Origin of the sequence: Actinoplanes sp. NPDC051851, from assembly GCF_040681165.1 — a bacterium.
In the GTDB taxonomy this organism is placed as follows: Bacteria; Actinomycetota; Actinomycetes; order Mycobacteriales; family Micromonosporaceae; genus Actinoplanes.
Map to the genome: position 1 here is coordinate 41,942 of NZ_JBFAYF010000003.1, position 26,087 is coordinate 68,028.

The window sequence follows — 26,087 nt, forward strand, 5'->3', positions numbered from 1 at the left end:
GCCCCAGACCGGGGTGGCTCGCCGTCGGATCAGCCCGTCTCATGTGGTCCGCAGCCCCGCGGTCCAGCGATCTTGACGCGGCGCACGGCGCACGGCGCGAACGGCGCGGGCCGGGCCGCAGGCGGGCCGCCTGTGGACAACGCCGTGTCGGGGCGAGAGCACGAACACGGGGCAGCACGACCGGGTGAGGGCCCTGGCCGAAATTGACCAACGGGATCAGCCCTGAGAAGCAGCCGGCAAGCAGACGGCGCGACCGCCGCCCCGGGAAGGGCGGCGGCCGCGCCGGTTGCGGACCGCGGGTGCGGGGTCAGGCGCGGGTGGACGCCGACTCCTCCTCCGACGGCCCGGCGTTCGAACCAGCCGGCGAAGCCGCGGCCGGGTCGGCCGACGGAGCCGCGGCCGGGTCAGCCGGGTCAGCCGGGTCAGCCGGCGAAGCCGCGGCCGAGTCAGCCAGCGCCGCCGCGGCCGAGTCGGGCGTGGATGCGGATGACGGTGCCGGTGACGTCGTGGCGGCCTTGCGCTCCAGGGCGGCGCCCTCGACGTCGAGCTCCGGGAGCCAGCGCAGCCAGGACGGGAGCCACCACGCCGAGCGGCCGAGCAGGGCCAGCGCCGCCGGGACCGCGATCATGCGGATCACGAAGGCGTCGAAGGCGATGCCGACCGCGAGCGCGAACGCGATCGGCTTGATCGTGTCGTTGCCCTCCGGGACGAAGGCGGCGAAGACCGCGAACATGATCGTGGCGGCGGCGATGACCACCGGGGCGGCCTGGCGGAACCCGTTGACGATCGCGTCGCGCGGTGACGCACCGTGAGCGTGTGCCTCATGCATCCGGGAGACCAGGAAGACCTGGTAGTCCATCGCGAGCCCGAACAGGATGCCGACGATGATGATCGGCGCGAGGCTGATGATCGGGCCGGTGGACCCGGCGTTGACCGCGTCGGCGAGCCAGCCCCACTGGAAGACCGCGACCGTGGCGCCGAACGCGGAACCGATGGTGAGCAGGAAGCCGAGCACGCCGACCACCGGCACCAGGAGGGACCGGAAGACCAGCACGAGCAGCACGAAGGCCAGCCCGACGACGAGCCCGAGGTAGACCGGGAGCGCGTCGTTCAGTTTCTGCGAGACGTCGATGCTGATCGCGGTCTGGCCGGTCACGTACACGTCGGCGCCGTCACTGTCCGCAACCGTATCGCGGATGGTGTTCACCAGGTCGAGGGTCTTCTCGTCCTCGGCGCCGGAGGCCGGGATGACTGTGACGAGCGCGGCCGACTGGTCCTGGTTCGGGGTGGGCGCCGCGACGTACGCGACATCCGGCAGGCTCTGGACCTGCTGCTGCACGGTCGCCGCGTACGCGACGGCGTTCTTCCCGTCGATCAGGATCAGCAGCGGTCCGCTGACGCCGGGGCCGAAGCGCTGGTCGATCAGCGCGTCCGCCTCGGCCTGGGTGCTGCCCTCGGGCGAGCGCTGGGCGAGCGTGGTCTGCATGCTGAAGAACGGGATGGCGATCACGGCGAGCGCGGCCACGGCGAGCAGCAGGCTGATCGTCCGCTGCCGGGTGACCAGGTTGGCCCAGCCGTGGATGAAGCCGCGGCCCTCCTTGACCTCGTCGCCGGCGGAGGGGGCCAGGTCGCGCTGCTTGCGGGGCAGCGCCCGCTTGCCGATGAAGCCGAGGATCGCCGGGACCAGGGTGATCGCGACGAGGACGGCGACCACGATGGTGGCCGAGGCGGCCAGGCCCATCTCGGTCAGGAACGGGATGCCGACGATGCTCAGGCCGGCCAGCGCGATCACCACGGTCAGTCCGGCGGTGACCACGGCCGAGCCGGCGGTTCCCACGGCGTACGCGGCGGCGGCCTCCACCGAAAGGCCGCGCCGGAGCTCGTGCCGGAACCGGGTGACGATGAAGAGCGCGTAGTCGATGCCGACGGCCAGGCCCAGCATCACCGCCAGGATCGGGGTGGTCGACTGGAGCTGGACGAACCCGGAGAGCGTGGTGATCCCGGCGACGCCGATGCCGACGCCGACGATCGCGGTCAGCAGGTTCATCCCGGCCGCGACGAGGGAGCCGTACGTCAGCGCGAGCACGATCAGCGCGATGATCACACCGATGCCCTCGGAGGCACCGCCGATGTCGGCCGCGTTGCTCAGCGCCTCACCCCGGGCCTCGACGGTGAGCCCGCCGGCCTTGGCCTGTTCGAGGGCGTCGAAGATCGCCTCGCGCTCCTCGTCGGTGACCTCGGACGGCTGCACCCCGTAGGTGACCGTGCTGTACGCCGCCGACTGGTCCTGCGACACCGCGGGCGCCTGCGGGTCGAGCGGGTTGCTCACCGCGACCACGCCGGGCAGCGTGCCGAACGACGCGACCGCCTGGGCGAGCTGCCCGGCGTTCGCCTGGTCGGTGATCTTCTGCCCGTCCGGGGCGGCGAAGACCACCTGCACCGACGCGCCCGCGGAGGCCGCGCCGAATTTGTCCTTCATCAGGTCGAGCGCGATCGTCGATTCCTGGCCGGGGATCCGGAAGGTGTTGACCATCTCGCCGGAGAGCTTGACCGCGCCGACGGCCACGGCCGCCAGGGCGAGCAGCCACACGACGGTGACGATGATGCGATGCCGTACGGACCCGAGTCCGAGGCGATGCAACAGCGTTGCCATGAGGGGTTCCCTTGTTCAGTGAGGGGTGGGCGGTTCTAGTCGCGGTGGCCGAGGGCGTCGTACGAGACGTCGACCAGGGCGCCGACCGCGTCCGGGGTGAGGTGGTCGCGCAGGGCCACGCTGGCGACGGCCAGTGCTCCGAGGGCGCCCGTGATCCGGACCGTCCGTGCCCCTTCGCACTGGAATCCGTCGCCGAAGGCCTCGCCGACCGCCTCCCCGATGACGTGGAACGCCGAGCCGATCTCGCTCTCCGGCTCGCTGAGCAGGCTGGCGAGCAGGAGAGCGACGACACCGGGCTGTCCGATCGCCATCCGGGCGAGCCCGGAGATCACCGTTCGGTCCCGGGCCGGGCCGACCGGCTGCCCCTCCACCAGCGCCGCGACCTCGCGGAGGCCGGTGACGCAACGGTCGATCACCGCGCTCTGCAGCGCCTCCTTGGTCGGGAAGCGGTGCAGCAGCCCGGTCTTCGAGTAGCCCACCGCGTCGGCGATGCGCTGCACGGACGTCTCCTTGAAGCCGTGCCGCGCGAAGAGCGTGGCGGCGGCGTCCAGGATCTCGTCGTCGATCTGCTGTCTGGTGGGACGGGGCATGGGGACCACCGTAGACCGTTATGGACCAACCTGGTCCGTCAGGGACCGTGTCGGTCCCCACACTTCACTGATGTTCACCGACCGGTTCCCCCGCGGTGCCCCGGTAAACCCGTCCGAGCAGGTCGGCGAGGTACGGGTCCGGCCCGTCCACCGCCTTGACGAAGGCGAGCGGCGGCGCTTCCCGGCATGTCACGAGGTAGACCGGCAGCCACACGGGTCGAGTCCGGCTGATCTCCGCCGAGACCGGCACCACCTGTCCCGAGAAGTCGGATAGATCCGGGCGAGCCAACAGCAGATCAAGAGCGCCGGAAGCCAACGGCACGCCGGGCACCGCCGCGAACCTCGTCCCGTCCCGCAGGGTCAGCTCCGGGTGCCGCAGCCACACCGAGCCGGTCCCGTGCACCCGCGGCACCGGCCCACCCTCGAACCCGTCGAACCGGAACGTCATCCGCCGCCCGGATCTCAGCAGGTAGCGCCGCCCGTCCGCGACCGACCGCCGCCCCAGCGCGGTGAGCCGCCCGTCCTCGTCGAGGTGCCCGATCACCGCCATCCCGGCCAGCACCCGCCGGACCAGCCCGGTCTCCATACCGTAGAACCCGGCCAGCTCCTCGGGCCCGGTCAGCTCCCCGTCCGCGATCGCCCGGGCCAGGTAGCGGTCCAGTACGTCGTACGGGTACGCCTCGCGAACCGTCGCGACGACGTCGACCTCCCACATCGGCACCAGCAGCGGGGTGATCCGCTCCGGCGTGACGTCCGGCAGCGCCCGGACCCGCGCGACGATCTCCCGGCGCGGCACGTGCGGCACCACGGTCATCCGGCCACCAGTGTCAGGATGCTCGCGGTGCCGATCTCCGAGGCCGGCTCCCGCACCTCGCCGACCAGCACCGCGCGTCTCCCCCGCACCAGGGCCACCAGCGCGTCGACGACCGGCACCGACTCCGCTCCGTCGATCACCACCAGGTCGAACGCGCCGTCCCCGAACTCCGGCCGGCCGGCGCCGAGGCAGGTCGCCCCGACCACGTCCGCGTACCGCACCAGCTCGGCGGTGAGCTGCTCGGGCGGGCGCGCCATCCGCTGCCGCCAGTCCCGGAGCAGCGCCGCCCGGGCCCGCAGCACCGGCTCCACGTCCCGGCCGTGCTTCGCGAACTCCGCCAGCCCGGCCGGATCGGCACTCCACTCCGGGACCGGGGCCAGGCCCTCCAGCAGCCGCGCCAGCTGCATCGCGGCGCGTTCGGCCGCCTCCAGCGCCCGTTTCGCCACCACGTCGGCGAGCTCCGCGCGATCGAGCGCCCGCTTGACCCCGGCATCGCCCGCCACCGCCGCGTCCCGCTCGGCCTCCCGCACCGCGAGCACCTCCGACACCCGCGCCAGCTCCTCGCACGCCGCCTCGACCGCCGCCCCTTCTTTCTCAACACCCTTCCCGGGTACGCCGTGGGCCGGGCGGAGACCGGCCAGCGCCCGGCGCACCGCTCGCCACCAGCGCCGCAGCCGGTGGGCCGCGGCCCACTCCCGCTCCGCGGTGGCCGTCGCCAGGTCGCGTTCCCGGTCACGCCGGGCCGCCCGGCACTCCTCGACCGCCCCGGACAGCCGTTCCCGGGCCGCCTCCGCCGCGGCCTGCCACTCCGCCCGGATCCGCGCGGCCTCCCCCGCCGTCCGGTCGGCGTCCGCGAGCGCGCCGTCCAGCCGCCGCAGCCAGCCCTGTGCCGGTGACGGGTCGCCGAGCCACGGTTCCAGATCACGGGCCGTCGCCTGCGAGCGGGACAGCGCCCGCTGCCGGACGTCGGACGCCACTCCGGCCGGCGTGCGGGGACCGGTGCCGCCCGCGTCCTCCCGCACCACGATCAGTCCCGCCGGGAGCCGGGACAGCGCCTCGTCCACCGCCGCGCCGTCCACGCCCGCGACCAGCACCCGCTCGCCAATCGCCACCGCGGAGGCCGCGATCTCCGCGACGGTCCGGCTCCGATCGGCACTCCCGCATTCCTTCACGAGCATTTCGGGTACGCGTTCCGGGGCCGCCTTTTGAGTGGACGGGGAACCCGGTCGGGCGTACAGGAAAAAGGCACGCTGCGAAAGGTGCGGCAGGAGAGCCGGATTGGCACTCACGCCGGCTCTCAGCCGGAGGACGGCCTCGCGCCGGACCCGATCCGAAAGCCCTTTGTCGCGCTTTTCCGGATGCTCCCCGGAGGCCGCCGTCTCCCGTTCCAGGGCGGCATCCGACGCCCGGGCGGCGCGAACCGCCAGATCCATCGCCGCGCAGAACAGTTCCTGCCCATGCTGCGGCGAATCGGGCGGGCGCAGGCTCGGGTCGCGGCCATCGCGATCGAGATCGACGGAGGTCGACGCCATGCGCCTCACCTTAGTTGCCGCAAACCCGCCCGGCCAACCGCGGCACCCATGATCGTTTCTGGACGGATCACGACGCTGTCCAGCCGAGTCCGCATTCCCGGGTGATCGGATCCGGTCATGCAGGCGACTAGTAGCGCCGCTCGCCGCGCCCCGGAATACACCCGATCGGCCGACCCCGGACGGATGCCCCGGCTTCACGAAACGCACCATGTGCCGATAAATTTCCCGTGGAGTCCACTCACCGCCGCGCGCTCACCCTGCTGCTGGTGACGCTCGCCGCGATCCTCGCCGCCAGCGAGGTCGGCCGGGTCCTCCAGGTCCTGGCGATGGGCATCGACTTCGCCCCGCTCCGCAACGCCGCGACCGACCTGCTGCACGGCGACCCGGTCTTCAGCGACCCCCTCTTCGTCTACCCGCCGACCGCCGTCCTCCTGCTCCTGCCGACCGCGCTGGGCTCCCCGTACGCGGCTTTCGGCTGGTACATCGCGGCCGGTGTGGCGGCGCTCCTGCTCGCCGCCCACCTGATAGCCCGCTCCGCACCCCCGGCCCGCCGTACGGTCTTCGCCGGCGCCTCGGTACTCGCCCTGCTGGGTGGCATCGCGGCCGCGCGCTCGCTCTCCCTGGGCAACGTGACGGTCTTCCTGGCCCCGGTGGCCGTCGGGACCCTGCTGGCCTTCCACCGTCGCCGATGGACCCTGGGTTGCGCCCTGCTGGCGGCATCCCTGCTGGTCAAACCGCTGCTGGCCCCGCTGATCCTGGTCCCGCTCCTGCACCGGCGGTGGTCCGCTCTGACCCGCACCATGCTCCCGGCGGCCGCGGTACTGCTCCTCGGAATATGGCTGATCCCGGGCGGCTCGTCCTATCCCGCGGTATTCCGATACACCCTTTCCGGCACCAACCTGCACGGCGAGAACGCGGTCAACAACCTCTCCCTGCGCGGCTGGTCCGAGGCCCATTCCCTCCCACCGACCGCCGGTTTCCTAGCCGCCGGAATGGCCGCCGCCCTCCTGTTCCTCCGGGTGTTCTCCGCTTTCCGCCCCCTTCCGGTTCCCTTCTCCCGCCCTCTTCCGGCCTCCTTCTCCGGCCCTCGTCCCGGCCCCGATCCGGTCTGGCTGGGAACGACGCTGCTCGTCGGGACACTGGTCGCCGGCGGCATCTCCGAGATCCACTACCTGCTGGTGGCCCTGGCCGCGACCCTGCTCCTGCTGGCCCTGCGCCCGGCCCCCGACCGCGTGTGGCGCCTCTTCCTCCTCGCGATCACGCTGCTGTCGGTCCCGGGCCCCTACGTCGAACTCCTGGTAGGCCGCAGCGCCCCCGCCCAGTCCTGGTTCGTCCTCGCCGAACTCCTCCTCTTCACCGCCCTGCTGGCCACCCCCTCCTCCCCCACCGCCACGACGCCGCTCCCGGCTCCCCCCGCCGGCACTCACGGCGGTGGTCCGGCGAGTGAGACAGGCGCTCCTGCCGGCCGGGCGGGATCAGGCGGCAAGCCGGCGACACACGGTGCACGCCTCGTGGAGCGGGCGTTACGCGGACGCCGGCTGATCGCGGCGGGGGCCGCCGCGGGACTGGGACTGGCCATCCCGGTGTCGCCGCCGGATCTGGTGGATTTCGCGGAGGCCGGGAGACGGCTTCTCGCGGGTCACCTCGACGGGATCTACACGGGCGGGTGGAACCAGGCCGGGCCGCTTCAGCTGGTGGTCAGCCGCCTTCTCCTGGCCGGCGGGTCCGACGGGACGCCGTCCGCGCCGGTCGTGGCCGCGATCAACGTCGCGCTGACGCTCGGAGCGATGGCCCTCTGCCGGTCACCCGGCACCGGGCGATCGGCCGCCGGCACCGGGCGATCGGCCGCCGGGCAATCGGCCGCCGGCACCGGGCGGGAGCAGGACAGACGGCGGAGGGCGGTGACCGAGGCGGCGGTGGGTGCCCTCGTCCTGCTCTGGCTCGCGGCACCGCTGCCCTGGAACGGGCATCCCACGGAGATCCTGGTGCCGGGGCTGTGGGCGTACGCGATAAGGCTCCACCAGCGTGACCGGCTCGCGGCCGCGACCATCGCGCTCGGGATGGCGGTGGCGATCGCGCCCTGGGCGGTGCTCGGCTTCCCCTGCCTGCTCGCCGGGACCGCGGGGAGGAACGGCCGCGCGGAATGGACCGGAACGGTAGGCGTCGCGCTCATGGCCGGAGTGCTCGGGGCGGCCGTCTATCTCCCCTTCGCCCTCGCCGGAGATTTCGGCATGTTCGGGCATGTCTGGCCGGTCACCGAGGGGAGTCTGCTGCGGCTCGTAGCGCCCGGGCTCGACACCGTCACCTGGCCGATCCGGGTGGCGCAGGCGATCGTCGTGGGCGGCGCGACGGCGTGGGTGGCCTCTCGATACCGGGAGAACAGGCTGGTCGTCGCGGCGGCACCGGCCACGGCGGCGCTGCTGCGGGTACTGACCGATCCGGTGGTGCTGCGGTACTACTGGGCGCCGGTCGCCGTCACCACCGTGCTCATGATCGCGGTGGCGGGGACACGCCGGCTCGCGCTGCTGCTCGGGTACGCGGCGCTGCTCGCGGCGTCGGCCTCCCAACCGGTCCTCGGCGCGGCGTTCTGCCTGTGCACGCTGCCGGCGCTGCTGCACACCACCCGGTCCGGCGATTCCCGCCGGACCGCCGCAAATGCCATGAACCCTCTGTGACTACGACAGCAGGAAACGGACCGATCGCTCGGTGACCGCCATCGTCGCGGGCTCGTCCAGCTCCGGGAACATGTGGCCGGCGCCGGGGACCAGCTCGACCTCGGCGGAGCCGCCGGCCGAGCGCAGCGCCTCCGCCAACCGGAAGCTCTGGCGGGCCGGCACGCCGACGTCCGCGTCGCCGTGCAGGAACAGGAACGGTGGCGCGCCCGGCCGCACGTGGTTGACCGGGCTCGCCGCCGCCACCTGCTCCAAGCGCTCGTCCAGCGCCCCGCCGAGCAGCGCGCCCTCCCGCGAATCCGGGCCGCGCTCCGGCTTGCCGCCGGCCTCCTCGATGTCCTGGGAGAGCGCGTCCAGGTCGGTCGCCGGATACCAGCAGACCGCGGCGTCGATCCGGCGGCGCGGTGCGGCGCCGGCGCGGGCCAGTGCCTCGAGTGCGGCCAGGTGGCCTCCGGCGGAGACACCCCAGATCAGGGTACGGTCGGAGCCGATCCCGAAGCCGTCACGGGCCTCCGCGAGGTAGTCCACCGCCGCGGCGACGTCCTCGGACTGGGCCGGGAAGACCGCCTCGCCGCTCAGGCGGTAATCGACGCTGGCGACGGCGAGGCCCATCCCCGCCACCCGCTCGAAGAAGCCGGGGTTCCAGTCCTTGACGTTGCCCGGTCCCTCGGTCCGCGAGCCGACCCGCCAGCCGCCGCCGTGCAGGTAGACGCAGAGGGCGGCCGGGTTCTCCGGCACGTACAGGTCGAGCGCGAGCGGCCGGAAGCCCGGCCGCCGCGCGAAGACGACCTCCCGGTGGACCGCGATCACGCCGCCACCGGAACGGTGGACCGCGGTCACGCCGCCACCGGGGCCTTGTGGAAGGCGCCGCTCTGCATGATGGCGACCAGGTTCGCCGTGTCCTGCAGGAGCGTCAGGTCCTCGGCCGGGTTGCCGCGGACGACCAGGACGTCGGCGATCCAGCCGGGCTTGAGCATGCCGAGGTCACCGAAGTCGACGAGTTCGCCGCCGAGCTTGGTGGCGGCGACCAGCATCTCGAGCGGGGTGTAGCCGAGCACGTCGACGAAGAGCTGGAGGTCGCGGGCGTTACGGCCGATCGGGTTGTTCGGGAAGCCGTAGTCGCCGCCGGGGAGCGCGCGGATGCCCCGCTTGCGGATCTCCGGGTAGACCTTGGCCATCCCCTCGAGGGCGTCGACCGAGCCCATCTTCTCGGCCACCTCGCGGGTGATGCCGAACTCCTCGCCCTCGTGCACGTTGGCGTAGATGATGCCGGGGGCCGGCGAGACGAAGACGGTGTCCTTGACCGACTCCAGCAGGTCGAGGGCCTCCTCGTCGGCGTACGTGCAGTGGTAGATCGACCGGAAGCCGGACTTGACCGCGATCTTGACCGACTCGGCGGACTGGGCGTGGCAGTTGAGCCAGACGCCGGACTCGCGCGCCTGCTCGCCGGCGGCCATCGCCTCCTCTTCCGAGTACTGCGTGACCTGCGAACCGCCCGGGATGAAGACGTCGTCGTTGCTGAGCAGGAACTTGACGCTGTCGTAGCCCTGGGCGGCCATGTCGCGCACCCAGCGGCGGCAGGCGTCCGGGCCCTGCCAGTCCGGCTCGGTGTGGCCGTCCGGCCGGACCGGGTGGTTGTCCCGCTCCATGCTGGCGGCGCGCATCCGCGGACCGGCGATCACGCCCGCCTTGATCTTGTCGCGAAGGATGATCTCGACCGGCATCGGCAGGATCGACCCCGCCGAGTACACCGAGGTGAAACCATGGTCGAGCAGGATCTTGGCGTTGCGCTCGGCACGCGCCAGCTCGGACTCCAGGCCCTCGATCTTCTTGAAGAACGACACGTCGAGCGGCGGGTTGAAGGACGGGTCGATGTGGCCGACGGCGGACGGGAACGTCAGGTGGCAGTGCGACTCGATCATGCCCGGCATCACCGTGCAACCGGTCGCGTCGACCACCGTGTCGGTGGGCTCGTGCTCGTCGCGCCAGCCCGTACGGACCTCGACCACCCGGTCGCCCTCGACGACCACCTCACCGGGGGCGGGAGCGCTGCCCGACCCGTCGAAGACCAGTCCGTTGGTGAAAACCGTACGCGCCATCTCACTGCCACTTTCACTAGGCGAGAATCGTTTTCTGATTCGTGTTACCCGAGTGTTTCTCGGCCCTCGTCCTTGTGTCAACCGTCACCGCCTTGGTAGCCACAGTTCGGACCGCTAGGACATTGCCAGTGGACACGTGGCCTCGGGCGGCCTTACTGTCGCGGCAATCACATCGAAACTAACTTTCACCTGGTGAAAATAGCGCTGGGAGTCCTCCGATGTCTGACATGTCGCCCGCCTCGGTCATTCCGCCCGACGACCCGTCGTCTCCGGAAGCAGATCTGGAGACCGCCCTGCACGCCGACGCACCGTCCTCCCGGCTGCTGGTACCGGCCCTCGTACTCGCGGCGTTCGGCCTCTACTTCGCGAGCCTCACCCCTCAGATCGTCACGCTGGCCGTCCGGGTGAACGAAATCGACCCGGCGGGCAAGACCACGGCGCTCTCCGCGGTGATCCTGATCGGCGCGATCATGTCGATCGGCTCGCTGCCACTCTTCGGCGCGCTGAGCGACCGGACCCGGAGCCGCTGGGGCCGGCGCCGCCCGTGGCTGGTCGGCGGCGCCGTGACCGCGCTGCTCGGCCTGATCGTGGCGGGCAGCGTCCCGTCGATCCCCGGCGTGGCGGCCGGGTGGGCGCTCGGCTCGCTCGGCGCCAGCGCGGCGTTCTCCGGGTTCCTGCCGCTGATCCCCGAGTTCGTGCCGGACCGGCTGCGGGCCCGGCTCTCCGGCCTGATCGGCTTCGTGGTGGCGATCTCCGTGGTCAGCGGCGTCTTCCTGGGCAGCAAACTGATCCACCAGCAGCTGATCATGCTGGCGCTGCCGGGCGTGGTGGCGGTGCTCGCCGTCCTGTTCCTGGCCCGGGTGATCAGCCGGGTCGACCGGCCGGTCGAGACCACGTACCCGGGCTTCGGGGTCCGGGAATTCTTCGGCAGCTACTGGATCCGCACGAACGGGAACCGGGACTTCGCCTGGAACTGGATCAGCCGCTTCCTGGTCGGGCTCGCGTACGTCGGCGTCCAGACGTACGCGACGTTCTACCTGACCGACACGGTCGGCCTGAACATCGACGACGCCACCGCCGAGTACGCCACCTTCACCGCGGTCTCCACCCCGGTCTCGGTGGTCTTCTTCCTGCTCAGCGGCTTCCTCTCGGACCGCCTCGGCCGTCGCAAGGCGTTCGTCGGCGTCGGCGCGGTGATCCTCGCGGCCGGCCTGCTCGTTGCCGCCCTCACCCAGTCCCTGAACGGCTTCCTGGCCGGCTGGATCATCCTCAGCATCGGCCAGGCCATCTACCTGACGGTCGACATCGCCATCGCCGCCGAGGTGGTCCCCGACCAGGCCCACGCCGGCAAGGCGATGGGCGTCTACCAGGTCGCCACCCTGCTCCCCAACGTCGGCGCCCCGATCATCGCCGTCACGGTCCTGGCCGCCAGCGGATCGAGCAACTACCCGGCGTTCTTCGCCGTCCTCGCCCTCCTCGGCATCCTCTCCGCCATCACGATCCTCTTCGTCCGCCGCATCCGCTGACCCACTCCCTCCCTGAGCGCCGGTCCCCCCTCTGTGACCGGCGCTCAGGTATGACCCCGCTGCCCCATTCCGGCGCAATCCCCACCGGAGCCGTTCCTCGCCGGCATCCACGGGTGCCTCGACGGTCTCGAGTGACCTCTGGATGCCAGCTCCCCCGGCGCGGCTGGCGTTCACGGTTCTCTCCGAGCCCTCGAGACACCCCGGACCACCAGCCGACCGGCCGTGGGCGCACCGGATCGCCAGCCGACCGGTCGAGGCGCCTGGGCCGCCAGCTCACCGACCGCGGGGTGCCGCCCGGCCGGTTCACGAACGAGCCCTGGCGGGCGGAGTCGACGATCCACGGGCGGCGAGTGTTCGGGCGGGCGCCCAGTCACGGGATTCAGCGTCCCGCCCGGGTGGTCCAGATGTGACCAGCAGGGTCACGGTTGCCTCGACGGCTTGAGGGACCCGTGACAACCAGCCAAAACCGAACCGCACTACGCCCCGGCCAGCCGCCGGGCGCGGCCAGCCGCCGGGCGCGGCCAGCCGCCGGGCGCGGCCAGCCGCCGGGCGCGGCCAGCTGGCGCTCAGGGGTGCCCGCCCCACGTCGACACACACGCGAGCGCCAGCCACAACCGCAACCGGCGCTCCCACCGCCCCCCACCACCCAGCCCCCTAGTGACCGGCCGTGAGCCGCGGCACCCACCGCAACCAGGGCAAGGTTTTGGGCGGGGCATCACTCACGCAGGGATCAAGCCTGACCGCCCGGAGTGAGTGATGCCCCGCCCAAAACCGCCTACGTCGCGCACCCCCCAAGCGGCTCAGCGACCGATCACGCCCCCATCACGCCCCGATCATGTTGTAGCCCCCGTCGGCGACCATGAACCCGCCCGTCATGTGTGCCGCGTCGTCCGTGGCCAGGAAGAGGGCGGCACCGGCGAGCTCGGCCGGGCCGGGGATGCGGGCCATCGGGGTGAGGCTGCGGAGCTTGTCGCCACGGCCGGACTTCCAGTCGTCGCGCTTCAGGGTGGCCTCGGTCTCGATGAAGCCGGGGGCGAAGACGTTCACCCGGACGGTCGGGGCGAAGGCGGCCGCGTAGGACTTGGTGAGGCCGATGATGCCGTACTTGGCGGCGGCGTACTGCGGGGCGCGGGCCGAGCCGCGGACCACGACGGTGGAGCCGATGTTGACGATGTTGCCGTGGCCCTGGTCGAGCATCCGGGCGCCGAACTCGTGCACGCAGAGCAGGGTGCCCTTGATGTCCACCTCGAGGACGTGGTCGATCGAGTCCTCGGTGATGTCGCGCCAGGACATCTGGTCGCGGGCCACGTCGCCGACGTTGTTGATCAGGACGTCGAGGCCGCCGAACGCGCGGAACGACTCGTCGGCCATCCGCTTGATGTCGTCCCAGTCGGTGATGTCGCCCTGGATCAGCACCGCCTCGCCGCCGATCGCGCGGATCCGTTCGGCGGTCTTCTCGGCGCCGTCCTTGGAGCTGCGGTAGTGCACGCCGACCCGGGCGCCCTCCTGCGCGGCCCGGAACGCGATCTCCGCGCCGAAGCCGGTGCCGGCCCCGGTGACCAGGACGGACCGGCCGGGGAAGCGCTGGGTGATAACGGGAGTGGTCATTGGAAAGGGATCCCCTTAAACGAGAGTACGGCCGCCGTCGATGTACACGACCTGACCGGTGATGAACCCGGCCCGGTCGGAGGAGAGGTAGGTGATGGTGTCCGCGACCTCGTCGGGACGGCCCAGGCGTCCGGCCGGCACCAGGGACTCGAGCTTCTCCCGGTTGCCGTCCTTGTCGAGGTACGCCTTGGTCAGGTTGGTCTCGATGTACCCGGGTGCCACCCCGTTGACCGTCACGCCGTGCGGGGCCCACTCCCGCGCCATCACCCGCAGCAGCTGGTTGAGCCCGCCCTTGGTGGCCGCGTACGGCGCGTGGTGGGCGTGGGCCAGCAGACCGGAGACGGACGAGCAGTAGACCATCCGGCCGTACCCGCGCTCGACCATGATCTTGCCGACCGCCTGCCCGGTCCAGTACGCGGTGGACAGGTTCAGGTTGACGACCGACTCCCAGTCGTCGTCACCGAGCTCGGCGAGCGGCTTGCGCACGTTGCGGCCGACCGCGTGCAGGAAGACCTCGATCCCCCCGAGCTTCTCGGCGGCCTCGGCGACCAGGGCACGGCAGGCTTCCGGCGTGCGCAGGTCGGCTTGGATCGTCTCGATCTCGGCGCCCGCCTCCTTGGCGCGGAGCCGGACGGTCTCCAGGTTCGCCGCGTCCACGTCGGCGAGGAGCACGCGGGCCCCGGCCAGGGCGAGCGCGTGCGCACCGGCACCGCCGAGTCCGCCCGCTCCCACGACCAACGTGGGACGCTCACGGAGTTGCAACCAGTCGGTCATCGGCCCTCACTCATCCCGGTTGACTCTTGCGCACTTTCACTAGATGCTTGCGCACTCTCACTAGATGAAAGTAGGTTTCTTGGAACAACGCTAGACCGCCCGAGGGACCCCTGTCCAGGGCAACCGATCAAGCAGAGGACCGGAGATGGCCGCGAGAAAAGAGAACGAGAAACCCGAGTACCGGGTGGAAGCCCTGGCCAAGGGCCTAAGGATCCTCTCGCTCTTCACCGAGCAGCGCCCCACCTGGCGGGTCAGCGACATCGCGCCCGCGGTCGGGATGCCGCTGCCCACGGTCTACCGGGTGGTGATGACGCTGACCGCCGAGGGCTACCTGGACCACCTGCCGAACGGCGACTACCGGCCCGGCGTCCGGGTGCTCAGCCTGGGCACCGCCGCGCTGCGCAGCCTGGACCTGGTCGAGCTCGCCACCCCGCGCCTGCAGCGGCTGGGCAGCGCCACCGGCGAGACCGTCAACCTGGCGGTGCTCACCGGCGACCAGGTGCTCTACCTGGTCCGGCTGCGCAACTCCGACCTGGTCACCGCGAACATCCAGGTCGGCTCGACGCTGCCGGCGGTGCACACCTCGATCGGCAAGCTGCTCCTGGCCCACCTGGACGAGGAGGACCTGCGGTCGCGGGTCACCGACACCTCGTTCTCCCGGCTGCACGGCCCGAACGCCAAGGTCAGCATGGACGAGCTGCACGACGAGCTCACCAAGATCAAGCGGGACGGCTGGGCGATGCAGGACGAGGAGCTGGCGTACGGTCTCCGCTCGGTCGCCGCGCCGGTGCGCAACGCCCAGGGCCGGGTGGTGGCCGGCGCGAACCTGGCCGTGCAGTCCCGGGACTGGTCCACCCAGCGCATCGTCCGCGAGCTGAAGCCCCTGGTCAGCGAGGCCTGCGCGGACATCTCGGCGCTGCTCGGGCACCGCGAGGTGACGGCGTGACGCGGCTGCGCAAGTTCCGCCCCGGCGAGCTCGACGAGGCGCAGCGGGAGGTCTACGACGCGATCGCGAGCGGACCGCGGGCGGCGAACTCGGCGTTCCGGCTGACCGACGGCGAGGGCGGCCTGGAGGGCCCGTTCAACGCGATGCTGTTGCAGCCCGGCCTGGGCGGCGCGCTTCAGGAGCTCGGCAGCGCGGTGCGGTACCGCACCGCGATGAGCACGCGGGCCCGGGAGATCGCCATCCTCACCGTGGCGCGTGTCTGGCGGAGCGATTTCGAGACGTACGCCCATGAGGCCGTGTCGCGGGTGGCCGGATTCGGCGAACAGGAGCTGAAGGCACTCCGCACCGGTGACGCGACGGCCTTCCCGGACCCGGCCGACCGCCTGGTCTTCGACACGTGCGCCGCCCTGGCCGAGCGCGGCGATCTTTCCGACAGCGAGTTCACAGCCGCCGTCGAGGGGCTCGGAAAACCGGCGTTGTTCGAGCTCAGCACCCTTGTCGGGTACTACGCGACGCTCGCACTCCAGCTCCGGGTGTTCCGGGTGGAGAGTCCGGAATCCCTTGACAGTCCCCCGTCCACGACGCAGGATTTTTCCTAACAGAAACATACTTTCACAGAGTGAAAACGAGGCTGGCATGCGACTGGTGACATTCGACGCGGGGCGGGTCGGCCGGATCGAGGGCGACGAGGTCGTCGAGCTGGCGGTCGGATCGACCCGGGAGTACTTCGAGCGCGGCGGCGAGGTGGGTGAGACCGGCGAGGTCCTGCCGCTGAGCGGGGTCACGCTGCGCGCGCCGATCCAGCCGAAGAAGTTCTTCCACACCGCGGGCAACTTCACCGTGCACCACGAAGAACTGGCGAAGGTGAACTGGTCGCACCCGGTGCACAAGGGCATCGTGTTCTTCCAGAACGTCGACGCGATCATCGGGCCGGAGGAGAACATCGTCTACCCGGAGGGGCTGACCAAGGAGCTCGACTACGAGCTGGAGCTGGCCATCGTGATCGGCAAGTCCGGCCGCTGGTTCGGGCCCGAGGAGGCCAAGGACTACATCGCCGGGTTCACCGTCTTCAACGACATCACCGCCCGGGACATCCAGCGGCGCGAGATGCAGTCCGGCGTCTTCTCGTTCTCCAAGGGCATCGACACGTTCTGCCCGATCGGCCCGTGGATCGTCACCGCCGACGAGATCGCCGACCCGCAGAACCTGAACATGGAGCTCCGGGTCAACGGCGAGGTGCGCCAGCGGGGCAACACCGAGCAGATGATCCTCTCGCTCGCCCACCTGGTCGCGCACCACTCGCCGCAGGGCTACTCGGCCGGTGACATCATCACTACCGGCACCATCTCGGGCGTGGCCGCGGTGCAGCCGAATCCGTTCGACTTCTACCTGAAGCCGGGCGACGTGGTGGAGGCCGAGATCGAGGGCGTCGGCCTGCTCCGCAACCACGTGGTGCCGTGGAAGGCCGCGCACGACACCGAGCCGTTCAGCAGCGACCTCTACACCAGCTGAGACGGGACCGCAGATGCGATTCGGAACGATCGGCGACCGCCTCGTCCTGATCGAGGACGGCCGGGCACTCGACGTCGAGAAGGCCAGCGACGGGCGGTTCGCCGCGGAGGTCAACGTGACGCTGGCCCGCTTCGGCGAGTTCGCCGCGTGGGCGGAGAGCGCGGACTGGAGTGCGGCGGTGCCGTTCACCGAGGCGGAGCTGGGCGCGCCGTCGCCGCGGCCCCGGCAGGTCTTCGCGGTGGCGCTGAACTACCGGCCGCACGCCGCGGAGGCCGGGTTCGAGGCGCCGGAGAGCCCGCTGCTCTTCACCAAGTTCCCGTCCTGCGTCACCGGGCCGGTCACCGAGGTCACGCTGCCGCCGGGGAAGCCGGACTGGGAGATCGAGGTGGTCGCGGTGATCGGGGCCGGAGGGCACCGGATCGCCCGGGAGGACGCCTGGGGCGCGGTGGCCGGGCTGACCGTGGGGCAGGACCTCTCCGAGCGGGTGGTCCAGGCCGCGGGGAAGCCGGCGCAGTTCTCGCTCGGCAAGTCGTTCCCCGGCTTCGGCCCGACCGGTCCGGCGGCGGTCACCCCGGACGAGTTCCCGGACCGGGAGGACATCGGGTTCGAGTGCACCCTCGACGGCGAGGTCGTCCAGTACGGCCGGACCAGCGAGATGATCTTCCCGGTCGACGATCTGATCGCGCGGATCTCGGCGGTCTGCCCGCTGCTGCCCGGCGATCTGATCTTCACGGGGACGCCGGCGGGCGTGGGGAACCGGCGGCAGCCGCCGCGTTATCTCCAGCCCGGTGAGGTGCTCGTGAGCCGGGTGGACGGCATCGGGGAGATCCGGCAGACCTTCGTCTGACCGGGCACCTCTTGAGCGCGGCGGGTGAGCCGCCGAGCGTACAGGAACAGCGAAACGGCCTGGACCAGACATGGACCAGGCCGTTTCGCGGTGAGCTCAGCGGTCGTTCTCGGGGTCTTCCTCGTCGTCCGCGTCGTCGGCCTGGTGATGGCCGTGCTGGACCACCTGCTGGTGCTGGTGGCCGTGCGGGACGACCTGCTGCGACGGGGCCTCGATCTCCTCGGCGATCGGCTCCTCGTCGATCACCTCGGCGGTGACCTGCGGGGTCTCGGCCCAGAGGGCCCGCAGCTGGCTCTGCATGAAGGCGGTCAGACGGCCACGGTACTCGCGGTCGAAGTTCTCCAGCGACTCGATCTGCTGCTGCAGGGCCTCGCGCTTGACGCCGAGGCTGCCCACCACGTCGTCGTAGCGCTGCTGGGCCTGGGCCTTGAGCTGCTCGGCACCGGCCAGCGCGTCGGAACCGATGACCTCGGAGCGCTGGCGGGCGTCGTTGACGATCTTCTCGGCGGTGCGGCGCGCCTCCTCGGCACGGGCCTGGGCCTCGCGCGCCATCTGCTCGGCGGCGGAGCGCGCCTCGGCGAGCACCCGGTCGGCCTCGTGCCGGACCTGGTTGGCGTGCTGCTGCGCGTCGCGGGCGATCTGCTCGGCCGCCGCGAGGGCGTCCGTCCGGATCTTGTCCGCGTGGTGCTGCGCACTCGCGACGTGCTCCTCCGCGGTGCGCTGGGCAAGGGCCAGCACCTGCAGGGCCTGGTTGGGCAGGCCGGGGTTGGGTGCGATCACCGCATGCTCCGAGGTCTCGTTGTTCGTCCCGTTGAGCAGCACTTCGACACGATCCTTATCTGATTCGTCAGTCTTTCCTACGCACCGGTCCCACTGGTGCCGCTCCCTCGAAAAGACTCCGCACGGCCGTGCGGTGGGTACCGAGAGGGAGCGTCGTGACCGGCGGAAACTACGGTCATGATCGGCGGATGTTACCAACCGGATCTAGTAGTGGGCGAGGGGCGGAGATGAACAACTGGCCGGGTTTTCCGGGGTCGCGGACTAATAGGAGAAATCGCCCATTACTCTCGGTACGATTCCGCACCGCGCCTCCGAGGACGAAAATATGGGAAAACGCCGCGCGCTGGGCACCGCCCTGACCGCTCTGCTGATCGCGCCACCGGCGCCGACACTCGCCGTCACGACCGAAATCGCCTACTGGGACATGAACGAGCCGCCGGGCGCGACCCAGATGCTGGACGTCAGCGGACACGGCCTTGACGGGCGGATCGGCCCCGAGGTGGGCACCGGGGTGACGAACGGCATGGACGTCGGGTACCGGTTCACACGGCTGCAGCCGGACACCCCGCCGACCCATCCTGATCATCTCGTGGTGGTGCCGGACCATCCCGCACTGAACCCCGGCGATCGGGACTTCTCGGTCACGCTCCGTCTGCGGACGACGAACCACTTCGGCAACATCATTCAGAAAGGACAGGCGACCGTCGCGGGCGGCAATTTCAAGCTCCAGATCCCGAACGGCAGGGTGGAGTGCGTGTTCCGCGGTGACCGGGGGACGATCGAGACGGTGGCGCCGTACAGCATCAACGACGGCGACTGGCACGTGGTGACCTGCGTACGGGTGCGCACCGGGGTGGCGCTCGCGATCGACGGCCAGCGGGTCGCCGGGAAGAAGGGCTGGACCGGGTACATCGCCAACCACTGGCCGCTCTCGATCGGCGGCAAGTCGCAGTGCGACCAGAAGGTCGTGGGGTGTGACTACTACGCCGGCGACCTGGACTACGTGACCATCCAGGTCGCCGATGCCGAGTTCTAGCGGAAACCGCGGGCCAGGCGGTGATAGGCCTGGTTCCAGCGGACCTCCTTGGTGAACTGGCGCGTGGTGGTGTCCGCGTCGATCAGCAGCAGCTCGGTGCCGACCATGTCGGCGAGGTCGGCCAGCTCCTCCGCGCCCACCGCCGAGGAGAGCACGGTGTGGTGCGGGCCGCCCGCGGTCAGCCAGCACTCGGCCGAGGTGGAGAGCGACGGGGCCGGCTTCCAGACCGCCCGGGCGACCGGCAGCTTCGGCAGCGGCGCGGTCGGCGGGACCACCTCGATCTCGTTGGCGACCAGGCGGAAGCGCTCCCCCAGGTCGGCGAGACCGAGAACGATCGCCTTGCCGGGCGCCGCGTCGAAGACCAGCCGGACCGGGTCCTCCCGGCCGCCGATGCCGAGCGGGTGGATCTCCAGCTTCGGCGTACCGGCGGCGATCGACGGGCAGACCTCGAGCATGTGCGCGCCGAGGATCACCTCGTTGCCCGGGGTGAGGTCGTAGGTGTAGTCCTCCATGAAGGAGGTGGCGCCGCCCGGGACCATCGCCTTGAGCGTGTGCACCAGGACCGAGGTCTTCCAGTCGCCCTCGCCGCCGAAGCCGTAGCCGTCGGCCATCAGGCGCTGGACGGCGAGTCCCGGCAGCTGCCTCAGGCCGCCGAGGTCCTCGAAGTTGCTCGTGAAGGCCTTGAAGCCCCCGGCGGTGAGGAACTGGCGGAGTCCGATCTCGATCCTGGCACCGTAGCGGAGGGAGTCGGCTCGCCCATTCTTGAGTTCATCCGAGATTTCGTAAATGTCGGAGTATTCGGATACGAGCTTGTCGATCTCGGCGTCGGTCACCTGGTCCACCACGGCGACCAGGTCGTTGACCCCATAGGTGTTCACCGAGACGCCGAAGCGCAGCTGCGCCTCGACCTTGTCCCCCTCGGTCACCGCCACGTCGCGCATGTTGTCGCCGAAGCGGGCCAGCTTCAGGGTGCGCATCGCGGAGTAGCCGCGCGCCGCCCGCACCCAGGTGGCGATCCGGCTCACCACCGCCGGGTTCGAGACGTGCCCGGCCACCGTCTTGCGCGGCACCCCGAGCCGGGCCTCGATGAACCCGAACTCCCGGTCGCCGTGCGCGGCCTGGTTGAGGTTCATGAAGTCCATGTCGATCTCGGACCAGGGCAGCGCCACGTTGTGCTGGGTGTGCAGGTGCAGCAGCGGGGCCCGGAGCGCGTCCAGGCCGGCGATCCACATCTTGGCCGGGGAGAACGTGTGCATCCAGGTGATCACGCCGAGCACGCCCGGCGTCGACGACGCCCGGCGGCAGACGTCGAGGATCTGCTCGGCGCTGGTCAGCACCGGCTGCCAGATCACCTCGGCGTCGAGCTGCCGGTCGAGCTGATCGGCGATCTCGCGGGACTGCGAGGCGACCTGATCCAGCGTCTCCGGACCGTAGAGCCCCTGGCTCCCGGTCAGGAACCAGATCTGCCCGTCACTCATGGGACCTCCTGCGAGAGTGCGGCGTCGCGGATGCGCCGCAAGCGGTGGGACATCGTGTCGAGGACGCCGAACTGCTCGTGCAGACGGTCGTACTCGGCGTACAGCTGGTCGTACACGGCGGTGTTCGCCGGGTCCGGGTGGTACACGTCCTTCTCCAGGCGGCCCATCACGGCGGCCGCCTCGCGGACACCGGGGTAGGCGCCGGCGGCGACCGCGGCGTGGATCGCGGAGCCGAGGGCCGGGGCCTGCTCGGAGGGGGCGACGCTGATCGGGCGGTTCAGGACGTCGGCGTAGACGCGCATGACCAGGTCGTTGCGCTTCAGGCCGCCGGCGACGATGAACTCGGTGACGGGGATGCCGCCCTTCTCGTAGCTTTCCACGATCTTGCGGGCGCCGAAGGCGGTGGATTCGATCAGTGCCCGGTAGATCTCGTGCGGCTCGGTCGCCAGCGTCAGGCCGACGATCAGGCCGGAGAGGTGGTGGTCGACGAGGACGGAGCGGTTGCCGCTGAGCCAGTCGAGGGCGACCAGTCCGTGCGCGCCGACCGGCTGCCGGGCGGCTTTCTCGGTCAGCTGCTCGTGGGTCTGACCGGTTGTGGTCACGTACCAGTGGAAGATGTCGCCGACGCCGCTCTGACCGGCCTCGTAGCCGTAGAGCCCATCGATCACGCCGCCGTCCACCACGCCGCACATGCCCGGAATTTCGGATATTTCCGGGCTGTTGATCACGTGGCAGGTGGAGGTGCCCATGATCGCCAGCAGTTGACCCGGGTCGAGGGCCTTCGCGGCCGCGTTGGTGACATGGGCGTCGATGTTGCCGACGGCGACGGGGATTCCTTCGGGCAGGCCGGTCATTTCTGCCGCATTTTTCGTGAGATTGCCCGCCGTGGCGCCCAGCGGCGCGACCGGGCCGTCGATCTTGGAGGTGATCGCGGCGAACGCGGGGTTCAGCGCGGTGAGATAGCCCCGGGACGGATAGGCGCCGTCCTGAAATATCCCTTTATAGCCCGCGGTGCCGGCACTCCTCGTCTCCCGGCCGCACAACTGCCAGACGATCCAGTCCGCCGCCTCGATCCAGCGCTCGGTCGCCGCCCAGGTCGCCGGATCCTCGTCGAGGACCTGCAGCGCCTTCGGCAGCAGCCACTCCGAAGAGATCCGGCCGCCGTAGCGCCCCAGCCACGGCTCACCCCGGCGCTGCGCGATCTCGGTCATCCGGTCCGCTTGCGCCTGTGCGGCGTGATGCTTCCAGAGTTTGACGTACGCATGCCGGCTACCCGGCCGGAGACGGCACAGCGGGGTGCCGTCCCGGAGCACGGGCAGCACCGTGCACGAGGTGACGTCGATCCCGATCCCGATCACCGCGGACGGGTCGATCCCCGCCGCCGCGACCGCCTCGGGGACCGCGGTCCGGAGGACGTCGAGATAGTCCTCCGGATCCTGCAGCGCCCAGTCCGGCGGCAGGGTCTCCCCCGTCGCCGGCAGGGTCCGCTCGATCACGCCGTGGCGGTACGCGTGGACGGCGCTCCCCAGTTCGGCTCCGTCCCCGACCCGGACGACCACGGCACGCCCGGACAGCGTGCCGTAGTCGACCCCGACGGCGTATGTCATTTGGCTCTCCTCGTCACCAACCGTTGCATGACGATGAAACCGAAGAGAAGAACGCCGATGATGATCCGGGTCCAGGCCGCGTTGAGATCGCCCTGGAACGTGATGATCGTCTGAATCAGGCCGGTGACCAGCACGCCGAGCAGCGCGCCGAAGACGTAGCCGGATCCGCCGGTCAGCAGCACGCCGCCGATCACGCAGGCGGCGATCGCGTCCAGCTCCAGCCCGTTGCCCTGCAGAGCCCAGCCGGAGGTGGAGTTGATGCTGAAGAGCACCCCGCCGAGCGCCGCGCAGAAGCCGCTCAGCGTGTAGACGAGGATCCGCGTCCGGCCCACGGGCAGGCCCATCAGCAGGGCGGAGTCGGCGCTGCCGCCGATCGCGTACACGTTGCGGCCGAACCGGGTCCAGGCCAGCACCGCGGCGGCGATCAGCACCACGGTCACCGCGGTGAGCGCGGTCATCGTGGTGTAGACCCGCGGGCCGAGAACCAGGTGCCACTCGGAGAGCGTCGTCCAGAGGCCGTCCCGGATCGGGATGGAGTTCTGGTTGATGAACAGCGCCAGCCCTCGCGCCAGGAAGAGCCCGGCCAGGGTGGCGATGAAGGGCTCCACCTTGAAGAAGTGGATCACCGCGCCCATCCCGGCGCCGAGCAGCGCGCCGAGCAGCAGCACCAGCGGCAGCACGACCAGGGGCGGCCAGCCGCCCTGCAGCAGCGTCGCGGTGAGCGTGGTGGTGAGCGAGATGACCGCGCCGACCGAGAGGTCGATGCCGCCCGTGATGATCACGAAGGTCATCCCGACCGCGACCACGAGCAGCACCGCGTTGTCCCGGAACAGGTTGACCACCACGCGCGGCTGGCTGAAGCCGTCGTAGTTCGACACCGCGCTGCAGTACATGATGATCAGCAGGGCCAGCGTCGCCAGGATCGGGATGTACTTGGTGTTCGGCCGGTAGACGCGGCGCCGGGGGTTGACGTTCTTGTTCGTCACGGGGGTCATGTCGACGGCGGTCATGCGGGAACCTCTACTCGGGCGGCGGGCCTCTTGAAGCGGCCGAAGACCTTCTGCCGGAACTCCAGGGACTGGGACAGGCAGAGCGCGACCACCACGACCGCCTTGAAGAGCAGCGTGGCCTTGCTCGGTACGCCGACGTTGACGACGGTCACGGTGAGCGTCTGGATCAGGATCGCGCCGAGGACCGAGCCGATGATCGAGAAGCGGCCGCCGATCAGCGCGGTGCCGCCGATCACCACGGCGAGGATGGCGTCCAGCTCGATCAGGTTGCCGGCGTAGATGCTGTCCGCGCTCTTGATGTTGGCGCTGTAGATCAGGCCGGCCAGTCCGGCGAAGGCGCCAGAGACCACGTACACCATGATGGTGATCCGCCGGGCCCGGATGCCGGCCAGACGGCTCGCCGCCGGGCTGCCGCCGACCGACTCCAGCAACAGGCCGAGCGCGGTCCGCCGGGTGAGCAGACCGGTCAGCGCCACCGCGGCCATCGCGATCAGGAACGCCACCGGCAGCGTCAGGAAGAAGCCGGTGGCGATGGTCGCGTACGGGCTGGACTGCACGTTGATGATCTGGCCGTCGGTGACGAGCTGGGCCAGGCCACGGCCGGCCACCATCAGGATCAGCGTGGCGATGATCGGCTGGATGCCGACGAGCGCGACCAGCGAGCCGTTCCACGCGCCGAGCACCGCCGAGACGGCGATCGCGATCGCGACGATGAGCAGCACCGCGCCGACCGCGTTCTGGTCGCTGAGGTCCTTGATCAGCAGGCAGGCCACCGCGCCGGAGATCGCCATCACCGAGCCGACCGAGAGGTCGATACCGCCGGTGGCGATCACCAGGGTCATGCCGAGCGCCACCAGGATCAGCGGGGCGCTGCCGCGCAGGATGTCGGGGAGCGTACCGAAGAGGTGCCCGTCCTGGATGGTGATGAACTGGTTCGACGCGAACACGTTGACGACCAGCAACACCAGCAGGATGGCGGCCGGCCAGAACAGCCGGTTCTTGAGGATGGTCATGAGCTTGCTCCGCTGGCGATGGTCTGCATGATGCGGTCGGCGTCCACGTCCGCGGTGTTCTCCAGCTCCTCGACCAGGCGGCGGTCGCGGAGCACGGCGATCTTGTGGCTGAGCCGGAGGACCTCCTCCAGCTCGGCGCTGACGAAGAGCACCGCCATCCCACCGTCGGAGAGCTCGGCGACCAGCTTCTGGATCTCGGCCTTGGCGCCGACGTCGATGCCCCGGGTCGGCTCGTCGATGATCAGGAGCCGTGGCTCGGTGATCAGCCAGCGGGCCAGCAGCACCTTCTGCTGGTTGCCGCCGGAGAGGTTGCGGACCGGGCGCTCCGGGTCGGCCGGCCGGATCTGCAGCGCCTTGATGTACTTGTCGACGATCTCGTCCTGCTTGCGGCGCGGGATCGGGCGGGTCCAGCCACGCGAGGCCTGCAGCGCCAGGATGATGTTCTCCCGGACGCTCAGGTCGCCGATGATGCCCTCGGTACGCCGGTTCTCCGAGGAGAAGGCGATCCCCTTCTTCATCGCGATCTGCGGGTCCCGCAGGTTGACCTGCTTGCCGTCGACGGCCATCTCGCCGGTGTCGGCCTTGTCGGCACCGAAGAGCAGACGGGCGAGTTCGGTACGCCCGGACCCGAGCAGCCCGGCCAGTCCGACCACCTCGCCGGCGTGGATGGTCAGGTCGAACGGGGCGATCGCTCCCGTCCGGCCGACTCCCTTCGCCTCGAGGATCGGCTTCGCCTCGGCCGTCCTGGCACGCGAGCGCTGTGCCTTGTCCTCCAGACCCTCCAGTGTCTCCAGGTCCTTGCCGATCATCTTCTCGACGAGGCGTACCTGGGGAAGCTCTTCGGTCTCGAACTCGCCGATCAGCTGACCGTTGCGCAGCACGGTGAGCCGGTCGGAGATCTCGTAGATCTGGTCGAGGAAGTGCGAGACGAAGAGGATCGCCACGCCGTCCTCCTTGAGGCGGCGCATCACCGTGAAGAGCTGCTCCACCTCGGAGGCGTCCAGGCTGGAGGTCGGCTCGTCGAGGATGAGGACCCGCGCGGAGATGTCGATGGCCCGCGCGATGGCGACCATCTGCTGGATGGCGAGGGAGTATGTGTTCAGCGGCGCCGAGACGTCGAGGTCGAGGTCGAGCCCGGCGAGCAGCTCGGCGGCGCGCTTGCGCATGACGCCCCACCGGATCTTGCCGAAGGTCCGCGGCTCCCGGCCGATGAAGATGTTCTCCGCGACCGTGAGGTTGGTGCAGAGGTTGACCTCCTGGTAGACCGTGCTGATGCCGGCCTGCTGCGCCTGGAGGGGACCGCCGATCCGGACCGTCTCGCCGCCGAGCCTGATGTCGCCGCCGTCGATGTCGTACACGCCGGTCAGCACCTTGATCAGGGTGGACTTGCCGGCGCCGTTCTCGCCCATCAGGGCGTGCACCTCACCCGGGAACAACCGGAAATCGACGCCGTCGAGGGCGACGACGCCGGGGAAGACTTTTCTGATCCCGGTCATCTCGAGGACCGGGGACTGCGCGCCCATGCGTGGCTCCGTTTCGCGCTTTAACGGGTCGCCCCGGCCGTGTGGCCGGGGCGACCCGCGGGGCATC

At 70.7% G+C, this 26,087-nt stretch carries 22 protein-coding genes; 8 read left to right on the forward strand and 14 right to left on the reverse strand.

Features of this window, described 5'->3' with window-relative positions; genetic code table 11:
- Nucleotides 1-307: 307 nt before the first annotated feature.
- The 4 genes from AB0M08_RS04285 to AB0M08_RS04300 all read right to left on the reverse strand — a co-directional run bounded on the left by AB0M08_RS04285 (nucleotide 308) and on the right by AB0M08_RS04300 (nucleotide 5,235).
- Nucleotides 308-2,653 (reverse strand): MMPL family transporter, encoded by a 2,346-nt coding sequence (locus tag AB0M08_RS04285; RefSeq protein ID WP_364488158.1) that lies wholly within the window; start codon nucleotides 2,651-2,653, stop codon nucleotides 308-310.
- Between the two features lie 35 nt (nucleotides 2,654-2,688).
- Nucleotides 2,689-3,243 (reverse strand): helix-turn-helix domain-containing protein, encoded by a 555-nt coding sequence (locus tag AB0M08_RS04290; protein WP_364488161.1) that lies wholly within the window; start codon nucleotides 3,241-3,243, stop codon nucleotides 2,689-2,691.
- Nucleotides 3,244-3,307: 64 nt separating this feature from the next.
- Nucleotides 3,308-4,057, reverse strand: coding sequence for a hypothetical protein (locus AB0M08_RS04295; RefSeq protein WP_364488164.1), 750 nt, complete (start codon nucleotides 4,055-4,057; stop codon nucleotides 3,308-3,310).
- A complete protein-coding gene (locus AB0M08_RS04300; protein ID WP_364488167.1) occupies nucleotides 4,054-5,235 on the reverse strand; it encodes an AAA domain-containing protein in 1,182 nt (393 codons plus the stop codon). The genes AB0M08_RS04295 and AB0M08_RS04300 overlap by 4 nt, the downstream gene beginning before the upstream one ends.
- Nucleotides 5,236-5,316: 81 nt before the next feature.
- Between AB0M08_RS04300 and AB0M08_RS04305 the strand changes: the two genes are divergently transcribed.
- Nucleotides 5,317-5,694: a hypothetical protein gene (locus tag AB0M08_RS04305; RefSeq protein WP_364488170.1), complete on the forward strand. Its 378-nt coding sequence runs from the start codon at nucleotides 5,317-5,319 to the stop codon at nucleotides 5,692-5,694.
- A 122-nt stretch (nucleotides 5,695-5,816) separates the two neighbouring features.
- The gene (locus AB0M08_RS04310) at nucleotides 5,817-8,264 is read left to right on the forward strand and encodes a glycosyltransferase family 87 protein (protein WP_364488172.1); all 2,448 of its coding nucleotides are present in this window, start codon (nucleotides 5,817-5,819) and stop codon (nucleotides 8,262-8,264) included.
- Here AB0M08_RS04310 and AB0M08_RS04315 read toward each other — a convergent pair whose 3' ends face one another.
- Nucleotides 8,265-9,101 (reverse strand): alpha/beta hydrolase, encoded by an 837-nt coding sequence (locus AB0M08_RS04315; protein WP_364488175.1) that lies wholly within the window; start codon nucleotides 9,099-9,101, stop codon nucleotides 8,265-8,267.
- Entirely contained in the window at nucleotides 9,098-10,360 is a 1,263-nt protein-coding gene (locus AB0M08_RS04320) for an amidohydrolase family protein (protein ID WP_364488178.1), read from the reverse strand. Before AB0M08_RS04320 ends, AB0M08_RS04315 begins: the two co-directional genes overlap by 4 nt.
- A gap of 218 nt (nucleotides 10,361-10,578) precedes the next feature.
- Between AB0M08_RS04320 and AB0M08_RS04325 the strand changes: the two genes are divergently transcribed.
- Nucleotides 10,579-11,886, forward strand: coding sequence for an MFS transporter (locus AB0M08_RS04325; RefSeq protein WP_364488181.1), 1,308 nt, complete (start codon nucleotides 10,579-10,581; stop codon nucleotides 11,884-11,886).
- An 822-nt stretch (nucleotides 11,887-12,708) separates the two neighbouring features.
- On the opposite strand, the gene AB0M08_RS04330 is transcribed toward AB0M08_RS04325, so the two are convergent.
- Together AB0M08_RS04330 and AB0M08_RS04335 are read right to left on the reverse strand one after the other, a co-directional pair.
- Nucleotides 12,709-13,494, reverse strand: a complete 786-nt coding sequence (locus AB0M08_RS04330) for an SDR family oxidoreductase (protein WP_364488184.1) — start codon at nucleotides 13,492-13,494, stop codon at nucleotides 12,709-12,711.
- Between the two features lie 15 nt (nucleotides 13,495-13,509).
- The gene (locus tag AB0M08_RS04335; RefSeq protein WP_364488187.1) at nucleotides 13,510-14,268 is read right to left on the reverse strand and encodes an SDR family NAD(P)-dependent oxidoreductase; all 759 of its coding nucleotides are present in this window, start codon (nucleotides 14,266-14,268) and stop codon (nucleotides 13,510-13,512) included.
- A gap of 145 nt (nucleotides 14,269-14,413) precedes the next feature.
- Here AB0M08_RS04335 and AB0M08_RS04340 point away from each other — a divergent pair, with 145 nt between their 5' ends.
- From AB0M08_RS04340 to AB0M08_RS04355, 4 genes are read left to right on the forward strand one after another with little or no spacing between them, the layout of a single operon-like run.
- A complete protein-coding gene (locus AB0M08_RS04340) occupies nucleotides 14,414-15,214 on the forward strand; it encodes an IclR family transcriptional regulator (RefSeq protein WP_364488190.1) in 801 nt (266 codons plus the stop codon).
- Nucleotides 15,211-15,813, forward strand: a complete 603-nt coding sequence (locus tag AB0M08_RS04345; RefSeq protein WP_364488192.1) for a carboxymuconolactone decarboxylase family protein — start codon at nucleotides 15,211-15,213, stop codon at nucleotides 15,811-15,813. Before AB0M08_RS04340 ends, AB0M08_RS04345 begins: the two co-directional genes overlap by 4 nt.
- 37 nt (nucleotides 15,814-15,850) lie before the next feature.
- Complete coding sequence (locus AB0M08_RS04350) at nucleotides 15,851-16,726, forward strand: fumarylacetoacetate hydrolase family protein (protein WP_364488195.1); 876 nt, start codon at nucleotides 15,851-15,853, stop codon at nucleotides 16,724-16,726.
- Nucleotides 16,727-16,739: 13 nt separating this feature from the next.
- Nucleotides 16,740-17,573 (forward strand): fumarylacetoacetate hydrolase family protein, encoded by an 834-nt coding sequence (locus tag AB0M08_RS04355; protein ID WP_364488198.1) that lies wholly within the window; start codon nucleotides 16,740-16,742, stop codon nucleotides 17,571-17,573.
- A 96-nt stretch (nucleotides 17,574-17,669) separates the two neighbouring features.
- On the opposite strand, the gene AB0M08_RS04360 is transcribed toward AB0M08_RS04355, so the two are convergent.
- Complete coding sequence (locus AB0M08_RS04360) at nucleotides 17,670-18,395, reverse strand: hypothetical protein (RefSeq protein WP_364488201.1); 726 nt, start codon at nucleotides 18,393-18,395, stop codon at nucleotides 17,670-17,672.
- A 283-nt stretch (nucleotides 18,396-18,678) separates the two neighbouring features.
- On the opposite strand from AB0M08_RS04360, the gene AB0M08_RS04365 reads away from it, so the two are divergent.
- Nucleotides 18,679-19,389 (forward strand): laminin G domain-containing protein, encoded by a 711-nt coding sequence (locus tag AB0M08_RS04365; protein ID WP_364488204.1) that lies wholly within the window; start codon nucleotides 18,679-18,681, stop codon nucleotides 19,387-19,389.
- Here the strand turns inward: AB0M08_RS04365 and araA are convergent.
- The 5 genes from araA to AB0M08_RS04390 are packed head-to-tail and all read right to left on the reverse strand — an operon-like array spanning nucleotide 19,386 to nucleotide 26,020.
- The gene (gene araA, locus AB0M08_RS04370; RefSeq protein WP_364488207.1) at nucleotides 19,386-20,867 is read right to left on the reverse strand and encodes an L-arabinose isomerase; all 1,482 of its coding nucleotides are present in this window, start codon (nucleotides 20,865-20,867) and stop codon (nucleotides 19,386-19,388) included. The genes AB0M08_RS04365 and araA overlap by 4 nt on opposite strands.
- The gene (gene araB / locus AB0M08_RS04375; RefSeq protein ID WP_364488210.1) at nucleotides 20,864-22,474 is read right to left on the reverse strand and encodes a ribulokinase; all 1,611 of its coding nucleotides are present in this window, start codon (nucleotides 22,472-22,474) and stop codon (nucleotides 20,864-20,866) included. The genes araA and araB overlap by 4 nt, the downstream gene beginning before the upstream one ends.
- A complete protein-coding gene (gene yjfF / locus AB0M08_RS04380) occupies nucleotides 22,471-23,484 on the reverse strand; it encodes a galactofuranose ABC transporter, permease protein YjfF (protein ID WP_364488213.1) in 1,014 nt (337 codons plus the stop codon). Before yjfF ends, araB begins: the two co-directional genes overlap by 4 nt.
- Nucleotides 23,481-24,497 (reverse strand): ABC transporter permease, encoded by a 1,017-nt coding sequence (locus AB0M08_RS04385; protein ID WP_364488216.1) that lies wholly within the window; start codon nucleotides 24,495-24,497, stop codon nucleotides 23,481-23,483. Before AB0M08_RS04385 ends, yjfF begins: the two co-directional genes overlap by 4 nt.
- Nucleotides 24,494-26,020, reverse strand: a complete 1,527-nt coding sequence (locus AB0M08_RS04390) for a sugar ABC transporter ATP-binding protein (RefSeq protein ID WP_364488219.1) — start codon at nucleotides 26,018-26,020, stop codon at nucleotides 24,494-24,496. Before AB0M08_RS04390 ends, AB0M08_RS04385 begins: the two co-directional genes overlap by 4 nt.
- Nucleotides 26,021-26,087: the final 67 nt, after the last annotated feature.